This window comes from Pseudarthrobacter sp. AG30, from assembly GCF_003116525.1.
Taxonomy (GTDB): Bacteria; Actinomycetota; Actinomycetes; order Actinomycetales; family Micrococcaceae; genus Arthrobacter.
The window spans coordinates 1-13,677 of the sequence record NZ_QEHL01000026.1 but is presented as its reverse complement, the minus strand read 5'-3'; the positions used below and the strand labels follow the sequence as shown (position 1 = coordinate 13,677).

The 13,677-nt window shown below is 65.2% G+C and carries 10 protein-coding genes and 1 tRNA gene; 9 read left to right on the top strand and 2 right to left on the bottom strand.

Annotated elements, in window-relative coordinates:
- Positions 1-6: 6 nt before the first annotated feature.
- The 5 genes from trpA (at position 7) to pyk (ending at position 9,883) form a co-directional block, all read left to right on the top strand.
- Positions 7-819, top strand: a complete 813-nt coding sequence (gene trpA / locus DC347_RS18540; protein ID WP_109864060.1) for a tryptophan synthase subunit alpha — start codon at positions 7-9, stop codon at positions 817-819.
- 3 nt (positions 820-822) lie between these two features.
- Positions 823-2,004 carry a prolipoprotein diacylglyceryl transferase gene (lgt, locus tag DC347_RS18535; RefSeq protein ID WP_109863999.1) on the top strand — a complete coding sequence of 394 codons (1,182 nt, stop codon included), beginning with the start codon at positions 823-825 and terminating at the stop codon, positions 2,002-2,004.
- A gap of 260 nt (positions 2,005-2,264) precedes the next feature.
- Positions 2,265-6,878, top strand: a complete 4,614-nt coding sequence (gltB, locus tag DC347_RS18530; RefSeq protein ID WP_109863998.1) for a glutamate synthase large subunit — start codon at positions 2,265-2,267, stop codon at positions 6,876-6,878.
- Positions 6,871-8,328 carry a glutamate synthase subunit beta gene (locus DC347_RS18525; RefSeq protein ID WP_109863997.1) on the top strand — a complete coding sequence of 486 codons (1,458 nt, stop codon included), beginning with the start codon at positions 6,871-6,873 and terminating at the stop codon, positions 8,326-8,328. Before gltB ends, DC347_RS18525 begins: the two co-directional genes overlap by 8 nt.
- Positions 8,329-8,392: 64 nt before the next feature.
- Positions 8,393-9,883, top strand: a complete 1,491-nt coding sequence (gene pyk / locus DC347_RS18520) for a pyruvate kinase (protein WP_043423794.1) — start codon at positions 8,393-8,395, stop codon at positions 9,881-9,883.
- Between the two features lie 132 nt (positions 9,884-10,015).
- Here the strand turns inward: pyk and DC347_RS18515 are convergent, their stop codons facing one another.
- Complete coding sequence (locus DC347_RS18515; protein WP_009358190.1) at positions 10,016-10,621, bottom strand: ANTAR domain-containing response regulator; 606 nt, start codon at positions 10,619-10,621, stop codon at positions 10,016-10,018.
- 203 nt (positions 10,622-10,824) lie between these two features.
- Between DC347_RS18515 and DC347_RS18510 the strand changes: the two genes are divergently transcribed.
- The 4 genes from DC347_RS18510 (at position 10,825) to DC347_RS18495 (ending at position 13,360) form a co-directional block, all read left to right on the top strand.
- Positions 10,825-10,906 (top strand) — tRNA-Leu (locus tag DC347_RS18510).
- Positions 10,907-10,942: 36 nt separating this feature from the next.
- Positions 10,943-12,127, top strand: a complete 1,185-nt coding sequence (locus tag DC347_RS18505; RefSeq protein WP_240617860.1) for a site-specific integrase — start codon at positions 10,943-10,945, stop codon at positions 12,125-12,127.
- A gap of 105 nt (positions 12,128-12,232) precedes the next feature.
- Entirely contained in the window at positions 12,233-12,505 is a 273-nt protein-coding gene (locus DC347_RS18500) for a hypothetical protein (RefSeq protein ID WP_133247110.1), read from the top strand.
- Between the two features lie 183 nt (positions 12,506-12,688).
- Complete coding sequence (locus tag DC347_RS18495) at positions 12,689-13,360, top strand: HNH endonuclease family protein (RefSeq protein WP_240617859.1); 672 nt, start codon at positions 12,689-12,691, stop codon at positions 13,358-13,360.
- Between the two features lie 121 nt (positions 13,361-13,481).
- Here DC347_RS18495 and DC347_RS21830 read toward each other — a convergent pair.
- Positions 13,482-13,677: hypothetical protein (locus DC347_RS21830; RefSeq protein ID WP_206073965.1), on the bottom strand; the 196-nt coding region annotated here is incomplete at its 5' end.

The window sequence follows — 13,677 nt, the reverse complement described above, 5'->3', positions numbered from 1 at the left end:
GCAGAGATGACCAGCAAGTCGGCAGCCGCCATTGACCGCGCCCGCGCCCAGGGCCGCTCGGCACTGATCGGGTACCTCCCCGCCGGCTACCCCAGCGTCGAGGACACCATCGCCGCCGGCATCGCCCTGGCGGAGAACGGTGCGGACCTGATCGAGGTCGGCATCCCCTATTCCGACCCCGTCATGGACGGCCAGGTCATCCAGGCTGCCACCACCGAGGCACTGGCCAAGGGCTTCCATGTCAAGCAGGTCTTCGACGTCGTCGCCGGCATCACCAGCAAGACCGACGCCGCCGTCCTGGTCATGACCTACTGGAACCCCGTGGTCCGCATGGGCGTGGACGAATTCTCCCGCCGCCTTGCCGAGGCCGGGGGAGCCGGGCTCATCACGCCGGACCTGATCCCGGACGAGGCCGCCGAGTGGATGGCAGCGTCGGACAAGTACGGCCTCGACCGGGTGTTCCTGGTTGCCCCGTCCTCCACCGCCGAGCGCATGCAGCGGACCGTGGATGCAAGCCGCGGGTTCGTCTACGCCGTTTCCATCATGGGCGTCACCGGTGCCCGCACGTCCGTCAGCACCGCCGCCAAAGACGTGGTTGCCGCCGCGCACGACGCCGGAGCGGAACGCGTCTGCGTAGGCCTCGGAGTTTCCACCGCGGACCAGGTCCGCGAGATCGCCGCCTACGCTGAAGGCGTCATTGTGGGCACCGCCCTGGTTGCGGCCCTCCGCGACGGGGGAGTGGACGCCGTCGCGGCCCTCACCAAGGACCTCAGCACCGGCCTGGCGCCGGAAGCCGGCCACACCACGGACGGGGCATAACCCATGCAGGCACTGATCCAGGCAGCCGCCCTGGCTCCCGCACTGGTACCGGGCAGCATCCCCAGCCCCAGCTGGTCCGGGTTCGACATCCCCCTGCCGTGGGGCAGCCTGCGGATCCACGCCTACGCGCTGTGCATCCTGGCCGGCATCGTGGTTGGCCTGTGGCTGACCTCGGTCCGCTGGGCCAAGCGCGGGGCCCCCGAGGGCAGCGTCTGGGACATCGTCATCTGGGCCATTCCCTTCGGCATCATTGGCGGGCGCCTGTACCACGTGGTGTCGTCCCCCGATGCCTACTTCGGCCCCGGCTTCGATGGCACCGGCGACCTCTCGCTGATTCCGCAGATCCAGCGCGGCGGCCTCGGAATCTGGGGCGCCGTCGTCCTGGGAGCCGTCGGTGCCTGGATCGGTTGCCGCCGCAGCGGGGTAAAGCTCAGCGCCTTCGTCGACGCCGCCGCACCCGGCCTGCTCCTGGCCCAGGCCCTGGGACGCTGGGGCAACTACTTCAACCAGGAACTGTTCGGCGGCCCCACCACGCTGCCGTGGGGGCTGCAGATCGACGCCAACAACCCGAACTTCCCGGCCGGCCTGCCGGCGGATACCCTGTTCCACCCGACCTTCCTCTACGAATCGCTCTGGAATGTGGCAGGGGTACTCATCCTGCTCGCCCTGGACCGGCGCTTCCACTTCCGCCGGAGCAGGCTCTTCTGGCTCTACGCCATGTACTACACCCTGGGCCGTGTCTGGATCGAACTGCTGCGCATCGACGACGCCGAACAGATCAACATCCTCGGCATCACCACCAGGCTCAACGTGTGGACCAGCATCTTCGTGTTCCTGGCCGCCCTGCTTGCTTTCCTCCTGCTGGGACTCAAGGGCCGGCCGGAGCCGGACACCGTTTACCTGCCCGGCCGTGAACCGGCCGAAGCAGCCGCCGCCGAAGCAGCCGTGCCCGGGGCAGCCGCCGAGGACGCGCAGGAAGTCCGTGATCCGGACACTGTTGTCTCAGATAGTGATTCGCGTGGTAATCTCCCTGATAACCAAAGCGGTTCCCGGCATGCTTCCGATTCCACGGAAGAACCCGCGGCGGCTCCGGCAGGCTCCAAGCCTGGCACGGATGCCACGGCTTCCGGAACATCCGGCAGCACAGCCACAGGACCCGCATCGGAGGCCGGCGCCGGTAAATAGGAAGCCGGCCAGGCAGGGCAGCAGAGCCACCGCTCGAAGGGCCCGAAACCACAATGTCGTGGCATGGGGCCACTCCTGGCAGCAAAGAGATGCTGACGGATGAAGCCCCGGGCAGGTGCCTGCGTAACCGTTAGTTCAGCAGGCTGCGCTGACCTACAATTTCCAGTAATCAACACTTTGTTGTGCCCTTGCAACGGCGCCGACGAGTGGGGCCAACGGTGTCCCTTCCATACGCACGATCAGGAGGAAGGACGTCTCCCATGACCCAAACTCTTAACACTCCCAGCTGGTCCGAACCGGACCAGCCTGAGACTGCACTGTCGCCGTTCAAGCGCTTCGCCGCCATGCCGGAAGCTGCCGGGCTCTACAACCCGGAGCAGGAAAAGGACGCGTGCGGCCTCGCCATCATCGCGACCCTGCGCGGCGAGCCCGGATATGACATCGTCGATGCCGCCCTGACGGCCCTGCGCAACCTTGAACACCGCGGTGCCGTGGGTGCCGACGAGGGCACGGGCGACGGCGCGGGCCTGCTCATGCAGATCCCCGACGAGTTCTTCCGGGCGGTGACCGAGTTCGAGTTGCCTGCCCCCGGCCAGTACGTGGCGGGCACGGCATTCCTGCCTGCCGAGCAGCGTGAGGCCAACGCAGCCAAGGCCGGCATCGAGGGCCTCGCCGCCGACGAAGGCCTGAAGGTCCTCGGCTGGCGTGAGGTACCTGTTGTCGCCGACCTCGTGGGCGCCATGGCCCGCGCCTGCATGCCCTACTTCTCCCAGCCCTTCCTGGCCTCGGCCAATGGTGAGGAACTGGACCGCAACGAACTGGACTCCCGCGCCTGGCGGATCCGCAAGCGCGCCCAGAACAAGTTCGGCGTCTACTTCCCCTCGCTGTCCTCCCGGACCATCGTCTACAAGGGCATGCTGACCACCGCGCAGCTGGAGCCGTTCTACCCGGACCTCTCGGACAAGCGGTTCAAGACCAAGCTGGCAATCGTCCACTCACGCTTCTCCACCAACACCTTTCCGTCCTGGCCCCTGGCGCAGCCGTTCCGGACCATCGCCCACAACGGTGAGATCAACACCGTCAAGGGCAACCGGAACTGGATGCGTGCCCGCCAGTCACAGTTGGCCAACCCGCTGCTGGGCGACTCTCCCGAAGAGCTGTACCCCATCTGCACCCCGGGAGCATCAGACTCCGCGTCCTTCGACGAGGTCGCCGAGCTGCTCTGGCTCTCCGGCCGCCCCATCACGCACTCGATCATGATGATGATCCCCGAGGCATGGGAAAACCACGCCACCATGGATCCGGCACGGCGCGCGTTCTACGAGTACCACTCACTGCTGATGGAACCATGGGACGGCCCTGCCGCCGTCTCCTTCACCGACGGCAACCTGGTGGGTGCCACCCTTGACCGCAACGGCCTGCGCCCCGGCCGGTTCTGGATCACCGAAGACGGCCTGATCGTCTTCGCCTCCGAGGTGGGCGTGATCGACGTCGAGCCCTCCAAGGTGGTCAAGAAGGGCCGCGTCTCCCCGGGCAAGATGTTCCTGGTGGACACCGAGGCCGGCCGCATCATCGACGACGAAGAGGTCAAGGCCGAAGTCGCCGCGGCCAACCCGTGGGCCGAGTGGGTCAAGGACAACCTGATCGACCTCAACGACCTGCCAGAGCGCGAGCACGTGGTGCACACGGCCGCGTCCGTGAACATCCGCCAGCGCACCTTCGGGTACACCACCGAGGAACTGAAGATCCTGCTCGGCCCGATGGCCCGCACCGGCGCCGAACCCCTCGGCGCCATGGGCTCCGACACCCCCGTTGCGGTCCTGTCCAAGCGCCCCCGCCTGCTCTTCGACTACTTCGTGCAGTCCTTCGCGCAGGTGACCAACCCGCCGCTGGACGCCATCCGCGAGGAACTGGTCACCTCCCTGACGTGCGCCATCGGCCCCAACGGCAACCTGCTGGACACCAAGCAGGTGCGCCAGCCGCAGGTCCAGCTGCCGTTCCCGGTGATCAACAACGACCAGCTCGCCAAGATCGCCAACATCGAGGACGCCGACGGCAACCGCGTGGCCATGAAGGTCCGCGGCCTGTACCGCCCGGAGGGTGGCGAGAACGCACTGCGCGCCCGGCTGACCGAGATCTGCGAGCAGGTTTCCGGCGCCATCAACCGCGGAGTCCAGTACATCGTGCTCTCCGACCGTGACTCGAACGCCCAGTGGGCCCCGATCCCGTCCCTGCTGCTGGTCAGCGCCGTGCACCACCACCTGCTGCGCAGCGCCAACCGCACCAAGACCGCCCTGGTGGTGGAGGCCGGCGACGTCCGCGAGACGCACCACGTGGCCGTCCTGATCGGCTACGGCGCGTCCGCCGTCAACCCCTACCTGGCCATGGAATCCGTGGAACAGCTCATTGCCGCAGGCGACGTCACCGGGGTTACCCCGCAGGACGGCGTTTACAACCTGATCAAGGGCCTCGGCAAGGGCGTCCTGAAGATCATGTCCAAGATGGGCATCTCCACTGTTGCGTCCTACACCGGCGCCCAGACGTTCGAGGCACTGGGCCTGGGCCAGGAACTGGTGGACGAATTCTTCGCCGGCACGCACTCCCAGCTCGGCGGCGTTGGCCTGGACGTTATCGCTGCCGAAGTTTCCGCACGCCACCAGATGGCATACCCGGAAGGCGGCATCGAACAGCCGCACCGGCCCCTGCTGGGCGGTGGCGAGTACCAGTGGCGCCGCGACGGCGAACCGCACCTGTTCAACCCGGAGACCGTCTTCCGGCTGCAGCACGCCACGCGTGAGCGCCGGTACGACATCTTCAAGGCCTACACCAAGGGCGTGGACGACCAGTCCACCAACCTGATGACCCTGCGCGGGCTGCTCAAGTTCAAGAACGAGCGCCCCTCCGTTCCGCTCGAAGAAGTGGAACCGGTCTCCAGCATCGTCAAGCGGTTCTCCACCGGAGCCATGAGCTACGGCTCCATCTCCCAGGAAGCCCACGAGACGCTGGCCATCGCCATGAACCAGCTGGGCGGCAAGTCCAACACCGGTGAAGGCGGCGAGGACGTGGACCGCCTGCTGGACCCCAAGCGCCGCTCCGCGGTCAAGCAGATCGCCTCCGGCCGTTTCGGCGTCACCAGCCTCTACCTGACCAACGCCGACGACATCCAGATCAAGATGGCCCAGGGCGCCAAGCCCGGCGAAGGCGGCCAGTTGATGGCGCAGAAGGTCTACCCGTGGGTGGCCCGGACCCGCCACTCGACCCCCGGCGTCGGACTCATCTCCCCGCCCCCGCACCACGACATCTACTCGATCGAGGACCTCGCGCAGCTGATCTACGATGCCAAGCGCGCCAACCCGTCCGCACGGGTGCACGTGAAGCTCGTCTCCGAAGTGGGGATCGGCACCGTGGCGTCCGGCGTGACCAAGGCCAAGGCCGACGTCGTCCTGGTATCCGGGCACGACGGCGGAACCGGGGCCTCGCCGCTGAACTCGCTCAAGCACGCCGGTGTCCCCTGGGAGCTTGGCCTGGCCGAGACCCAGCAGACGCTGATGCTCAACGGCCTGCGCGACCGCGTGGTGGTCCAGGTCGACGGCCAGCTCAAGACCGGCCGCGACGTCGTCATTGCCGCCCTGCTGGGCGGCGAGGAATTCGGCTTCGCCACCGCCCCGCTCGTGGTGGAAGGCTGCATCATGATGCGCGTCTGCCACCTGGACACCTGCCCGGTGGGCGTTGCCACCCAGAACCCGGAGCTTCGTGCCCGCTTCAGCGGCAAGCCGGAATTCGTGGTCAACTTCTTCGAGTTCCTGGCTGAGGAAGTCCGTGAAATCCTTGCCGAGCTTGGCTTCCGAAGCCTCGAAGAGGCCATCGGCCACGCGGAAGTCCTGGATGCCCGCGACGCGGTCAACCACTGGAAGGCCGACGGCCTGGACCTGGACCCGATCCTGCACGGCCTGGAGTTCGACGACGACGCGCCGCTGCGGAACATGACCGGCCAGAACCACGAGCTGGACAAGCACTTCGACCAGCGGCTGATCACCATGGCCACCGAGGCGCTAACGGACCGCAGCCCCGTGAAGATCAACGTGGACGTCATCAATACCGACCGTTCCGTGGGCACCATGCTGGGCCACGTCGTCACCAAGACCTACGGCACCGACGTGCTGGCCACGGACACGATCGACATCACGCTGAACGGCACTGCCGGCCAGTCGCTCGGCGCCTTCCTGCCGGCGGGCATCACCCTGCGGCTGTTCGGCGACTCGAACGACTACGTGGGCAAGGGGCTGTCCGGTGGCCGGATCATCGTCCGGCCGGACCGTACCAACGTCTTCAAGGCAGAGACCAACGTCATCGCCGGCAACGTCATCGGCTACGGCGCCACCAGCGGCGAGATGTTCCTGCGCGGCCAGGTGGGCGAACGCTTCCTGGTCCGCAACTCCGGTGCCACGGCAGTCGTCGAAGGCATCGGGGACCACGGCTGCGAGTACATGACCGGCGGCCAGACGCTGATCCTGGGACGCACCGGGCGCAACTTCGGCGCCGGCATGTCCGGCGGCACAGCCTACGTGCTGGACCTGCGGACCACCCGCGTCAACAAGCAGGCCCTCGAGTCCGGCGAGCTGCAGCTGCGCGAGCTCGACGCCGAGGACCGCGACATTGTCCATGGACTGCTGGTGAAGCACATCGAAGAAACCGAATCCCAGCTGGCGGCGCGGCTCCTCGAAAACTTTGACGACACCGCTGCCCGCATTACCAAGGTGCTGCCGCGCGACTACGCGGCCGTGCTGCAAACCCGTCTTGACGCCATCGAAGAGGGCCTTGACCCCGACGGCGAAGAAGTATGGTCTCGAATCCTGGAGGTGACCGGTGGCTGATCCACGCGGATTTCTGAAAGTACGCCAGCGTGAAACCCAGCCGCGCCGTCCCGTTCCCGTGCGCATCATGGACTGGAAGGAAGTCTACGAAGCGCAGGAGAAAGGCGTCCTGAAGGCGCAGGCCGGCCGCTGCATGGACTGCGGCGTTCCGTTCTGCCACCAGGGCTGCCCCCTGGGGAACCTCATTCCGGAGTGGAACGACCTCATGTGGCGGGACAAGGGCGAGGAAGCGATTGAGCGGCTGCACGCCACCAACAACTTCCCCGAGTTCACCGGCCGGCTGTGCCCCGCCCCCTGCGAAGCCTCCTGCGTGCTGGGGATCAACCAGCCCGCCGTCACCATCAAGCAGGTCGAAGTTTCCATCATCGACGAGGCGTTCGAGAACGGCTGGGTCAACCCGCTGCCGCCGACGCGCCTGACCGGCAAGACCGTCGCCGTGGTGGGTTCCGGGCCGGCGGGCCTGGCCGTCGCCCAGCAGCTGACCCGCGTGGGCCACACCGTCGCTGTCTACGAACGGGACGACAAGATCGGCGGCCTGCTGCGCTACGGCATCCCCGACTTCAAGATGGAAAAAGAGCAGGTGGACCGCCGCGTCGAGCAGATGAAGGCCGAAGGCACCCGCTTCCGGACCGGCGTGGCCGTGGGGACCGACGTGACGTGGGAGCAGCTGCGCAGGCGCTACGACGCCGTCGTGGTGTGCACCGGCGCCACCGTCCCGCGGGACCTGCCCATCCCGGGCCGGGACCTGGAAGGCGTGCACTTCGCCATGGACTACCTGGTACCCGCCAACCGCGTGGTGGCCGGGGAAGCCATCGAAAACCAGATCCACGCCAACGGCAAGCACGTGGTCATCCTCGGTGGCGGTGACACCGGGGCCGACTGCCTCGGCACCGCCCACCGGCACGGCGCAGCGTCCGTCACCACCTTGGCGATCGGCAAGCAGCCGCCGGCCGAACGTGCCAGCCACCAGCCGTGGCCCACGTTCCCCAACCTCTTCGAAGTGGCCAGCGCCCACGAGGAAGGCGGCGAACGCACCTACCTCGCGTCCACCGTGGAATTCGTTGGCGAAAACGGCAAGCTCACCGGCGTCAAGGTGGCCGAAACCGAATTCGTCGACGGCAAGCGACTCCCCAAGGCGGGCACCGAGCGGATCATCCCCGCAGACCTGGTGTTCCTGTCCCTGGGGTTCACCGGAGCCGAACCGGCCGGCCTCACCGAACAGGTGCACGCCGACTTCGACGGCCGCGGCAACGTGGCCCGCGACGGCTACTACATGACCAACACCGACGGTGTCTTCGTTGCCGGTGACGCCGGCCGCGGGCAGTCCCTGATCGTGTGGGCCATCGCCGAGGGCCGCGCCGCCGCAGCAGCCGTGGACAAGTACCTGATGGGAAGCACCATCCTTCCCGCTCCCGTCGCGCCGACGGACCGCGCCATCGCCGTCCTCTAGGGGTGCATCGAGGGTTCACCTCGCCGACAACTTAACCAATGCAAGAGACCAATAGGGTAGGTATATGAGACGCGCAAAAATTGTGGCTACGTTTGGCCCGGCAATTGCCAGCTACGAGAACACCCTGGCTGTGCTGGAGGCCGGCGTTGACGTCGCCCGCATGAACATGAGCCACGGCGATTACACCGTGCACGACAACACCTACGAAAACGTCCGCAAGGCTGCAGCGGACCTGGGCAAGGCCGTGGCCATCATGGCCGACCTGCAGGGCCCCAAGATCCGCCTGGGCCGTTTCGTGGATGGCCCGCACGCACTCGCGGTTGGTGACATCTTCACCATCACCACCGAGGACGTCCCCGGCACCCAGGAGATCTGCTCCACCACCCTGAAGAGCCTCACCGAGGACGTCAAGGTGGGGGACGCTCTGCTGATCGACGACGGCAAGGTGGCCCTTCGCGCCATCGAGGTCGACGACGTCAAGGTGGTTGCCGAGGTGACCGTCGGCGGCATGGTGTCCAACAACAAGGGAATCAACCTGCCCGGCGTGGCAGTCAACGTTCCCGCGCTGAGCGAAAAAGATGAGGACGACCTCCGCTGGGCAATGCGCCGGGGCGTGGACCTGGTGGCCCTGTCCTTCGTCCGGGATGCGTCCGACATCACCCGCGTGCACGAGATCATGGATGAAGAAGGCCGCCGCGTGCCGGTCATCGCCAAGATCGAGAAGCCGCAGGCTGTCGAGCAGCTGCCGGAGATCATCGACGCGTTCGACGCGATCATGGTGGCCCGCGGCGACCTCGGTGTGGAGCTTCCCCTGGAGGAAGTGCCGATCGTGCAGAAGCGCGCCATCGAGCTCGCCCGGCGCTGGGCGAAGCCGGTCATCGTGGCCACCCAGGTGCTCGAGTCCATGATCGACAACCCGCGCCCCACCCGTGCAGAGGCCTCCGACTGCGCCAACGCCGTCCTCGACGGTGCCGACGCCGTCATGCTCTCCGGCGAGACCAGTGTGGGCAAGTACCCGATCGAAACGGTCAAGGTCATGGCCCGGATCATCGAATCCACCGAGGTCCACGGCCTGGAGCGCGTCCCCCCGCTGGGGACCAAGCCCAAGACCCGTGGCGGCGCCATCACCCGTGCCGCCGTCGAAATCGCCGACCAGCTGGACGCCAAGTACATCTGTGCGTTCACCCAGTCCGGCGACTCCGCCCGCCGCCTGTCCCGCCTGCGGCCCATCAAGCCGGTCTTCGCGTTCACCCCGGTGGAGCAGGTCTGGAACCAGATGGCGCTCACCTGGGGCATCCAGCCGGTACTGGTGCAGATGGTGGACCACACAGACGCCATGACCGCCCAGGTGGACCGCAGCCTTGAGGAAATGGGCCTGGTGGAAGATGGTGACCTGGTAGTCATCGCCGCCGGTTCGCCTCCCGGAAAGGCCGGTTCCACCAACTCGCTGAAGGTGCACAAGGTAGGCGACCTGGCCGACTCCACCCGCGCCGGTGAAGTCAGCAGCAACAAGGAAAAGCTCGGCCCCTGGCCGGAAAAGAAGAAGAAGGCCTAGCCTGGTCTTCGGATAAAGCAAAGGACCCCTGCCGGTTGGCAGGGGTCCTTTGCTTTGGTGCTGTGCGCGTTAGGGGACTTTACGCGTGGGGGCCGGGCCGCCGTCGTAATTCTCTGGGCCCCGGCCGGAGCGCTAGTTGACCTGGTTGATGATGGTTTCGGCGACCTCGCGCATGCTGAGGCGGCGGTCCATGGAGGTCTTCTGGATCCAGCGGAAGGCCTCCGGCTCGGTCAGGCCCATCTTGGTGGTCAGCAGGCTCTTGGCGCGCTCCACGAGCTTACGGGTGGCGAACTGCTCCTGGAGGTCGGAAACCTCGCTCTCGAGGGCCTTGATTTCCTCGTGCCGGGAAAGCGCGATCTCCAGGGCCGGGATGAGGTCCGCGGGCGTGAACGGCTTCACCACGTAGGCCATGGCGCCGGCGTCGCGGGCACGCTCCACCAGTTCCTTCTGGCTGAAGGCGGTCAGCAGCACCACGGGGGCGATGCGTGCCTTGACGATCTTCTCGGCCGCCGAAATGCCGTCCATGACGGGCATCTTGACGTCCATGAGGACCAGGTCCGGCTTCAGTTCCTCGGCGAGCTGGACGGCCTTCTCGCCGTTATCCGCCTCGCCCACAACGTCATAGCCTTCGCCGCGCAGGATCTCGATGATGTCGAGGCGGATGAGGGTTTCATCCTCCGCCACAATGACGCGGCGCGCCGGCTGGGACGTGGGCTTGGACTCCGTCTGTTCAGTCACGGGATCTCCTTGAAAAGGTACGGCGGGACATCACTATCTTAGGTGCCACCGCGGCTGTACTTGGCTTGCAGGGTTTGTTTGCGGCGACGGCGGCGCGATTCTGGAATTCAGCCTATCTGCATGTAGAGTAATTCCGCGTACGTGAAGCGATCGCGTTGCTCACAGTCAGCTGTGGGCGTAGCGTTTCACTCCATGTATTCCGCGCCCGAGTGGCGGAATTGGCAGACGCGCCGCACTCAAAATGCGGTATCGAAAGGTGTGTGGGTTCGAGTCCCACCTCGGGCACAGCGTTTCCGCAGGTCAAGGGCCTGTTGAAGGAATGTGCGTGTACAAAATCCGCCGAAGTGTGTACACGAGCGTACCGTTTTGTGTGTGGCCAGCATCAGTACTCGCACCAAAAAGGACGGTTCGAAGTCCTACATGGTTCGCTGGCGGGACAAGAAGTCCAAGACCGCCCAAGGCCTTACCGTAGCCACTCTTACCGAGGCGGAAACCCTTAAGCGGCTGTTGGACGCCAACGGCCAGTCCTTTGAGATCGCTCAGCACGCCATCCTGACGAATGAGAAACGTCCGCCCACTGTGGCGGAAGTCATCCAGGAACACATCGACCTGCTAGTCCGCCCATCGAGCGGAACGGTCAAGACGTACCAGACCATGCTGGACCTCCACATCCGGCCAGTCATCGGTCATGTTCCCGTGGACAAGCTCGACTACCGCGTCATCGCGCACTGGGTGAAGTCCATGATGGCTAAGGGCAAGGCACCCAAGACAATCCACAACATCCATGGTCTGATATCGGCTGCGATGAACACCGCCGAGATGCTCGGCTACATCGGCCGCAATCCCTGCCGCGGGGTGCAGTTGCCGAACATTGAGAAGGCTGAAGATGAGGCCATGTTCCTGACTCATGCCGAGTACAGACTCATCATGGAGGGGATGGGGGAGAGGTACAGGGCCTTCACGGACTTCTTGGTCATGACCGGTACGCGCTTTGGAGAAGCGACAGCCTTGACCGTGGCGGATGTAGACCTGCTTTCCAAACCACCTACTGCCCGGATCAACAAGGCTTGGAAGCGGGATGGTCAAAATCAGTTCTATGTTGGCGCGACCAAGACCGGAGCTGGCAAGAGGACCATAGGCCTGAACCCGGCGTTGGTGGAGCTGTTGATCCCGCTCGTGGCAAGCAGGCCAGGAAAGGAACTGGTGTTCACGACGCCCACGGGCGGCCGGATCGTCCACAAGCTCTACTGGGCTGACTACTGGGTGCCTGCCGTTCGCACGGCCCAGGCAATCGGCTTGACCAAAAGCCCGCGAATCCACGACCTGCGCCACACGCACGCGTCCTGGCTGATCCAGGACGGCGTCCCCCTGTTCACTATCTCGCGCCGGCTCGGGCACGCTTCCACGAAGACCACGGAGCAGGTTTACGGGCACTTGATGCCTGAGGCATTGCAGGTGGGTGCCGACGCCACTGAGCGGTCCGTGACGGCTTTCCAGCGGCTGTAGCGAGCCTTAAGGGAGTCGGCGCCGGCGACTACGGATCTCGGTCATGTTGGCGAGTCCTGCCGGGTGCATGAACTGGGAAACGTGCACCTATTCCTGGGAGACGCTGTGGATATCGAATTTTTTGAGCCTGCCGAAGCAGCAGCGTTGATGCGCTGCACTGAGTCTTGGCTGCGTGACGGCGCGACCAGCGGAAAGTTCCCTCACGCCTGCTGGGGCAAGGGAAAGATCATCTTTACCTCAGAGCACATCCGGGAAATTGCGAGATTGAGCGAGATCCTTCCTGGTGGCGCGGAGTCCAAGCAATCAACGGAGCAACCCCTGACCAAGCAGCGGCTGATAGGGACCCGTTCCAAGGCCCGCCTGGCCACGGTGAATTGATTCGGCCTGCCAGGGGCTTCCTGGTTCAGTCCTTACACTTGCTCCGGTGTGGCGGGCACGACATGTCCTCTTACCGCTTGCACAAGGTGGCCGAAGTTAGTGTGAAGCAACTCGCCTCAATACGGAAGGGCCGTTCAAATCATTCGCTCGATTGCCCCAGCCCTGACAGTCGCTGCCGCCCTCTTGCTGGTCGGCCCGCTTGCCGGCTGTGACGCTGCCGCCCATGCCATAGAGGGCATCGGAACCGCTCCAAGTACCTCTGCTGGTCAGTCTTCGGGCGGTGGCGCTGCCCGAGAGGCAGGACAAGCCCTCGTCCAGCTTGAGACCATCCCGGTCAAGGGCCGAGCCCCAAAGACTGGTTACACCCGCGATGAGTTCGGACCCGCCTGGGCCGACACAGACCACAACGGCTGCGACACACGTAATGACATCCTCGCCCGCGACCTGACCGAGGAGACGTTCAAACCCGGTACCAACAACTGCGTCGTCGCGACAGGCACACTGGCCGACAAGTACACGGGCACCACGATCAACTTCGTCCGCGGGCAGGACGCCAGCTCCGACATCCAAATTGACCACATTGTCCCGCTTAGCGACGCGTGGCAGAAAGGTGCCCAGCAGCTGAGCGCAGATCAGCGCAAAGAGCTCGCGAACGACCCACTGAACCTCATGGCCGCCGACGGCCCTACTAACAGCGCCAAAGGCGACAAAGACGCCGCAACATGGCTTCCCCCGAACAAAGCTTTTCGGTGTGAATATGTCGAGCGGCAAACTGACGTCAAGGCCAAGTACGCGCTTTGGGTCACCCAACCCGAGCATGACGTCATTGTCGGCGTCCTGAAGAACTGCCTTTAATCCTGTCGGGGGCCCTTAGCCGATCGCTGTGCTGAGCCGAGGCCATTCCAATGCTGACGACCTTTGACCTCTTGGCGGTTCTAAGCAACTCTGTAATCGGACGAGTCGAGCTGGCATTGCGCTAACAGGCAAGCCGATGTGGTGATTTCCAGATCGCGTGGTCGAACTTCTGAAGCTCAACATCGGGGCGCTCCGCGGCATGCACGGCGGCGACAATTCGCCTAGCAGTTTCCGCCTTCACAGGCGCCAGATGTTGTTCTTTGAGTGCGGCATCGACAAAGCCACGGATCATTCGGTCGGGACTGCCCCGGCTTTTG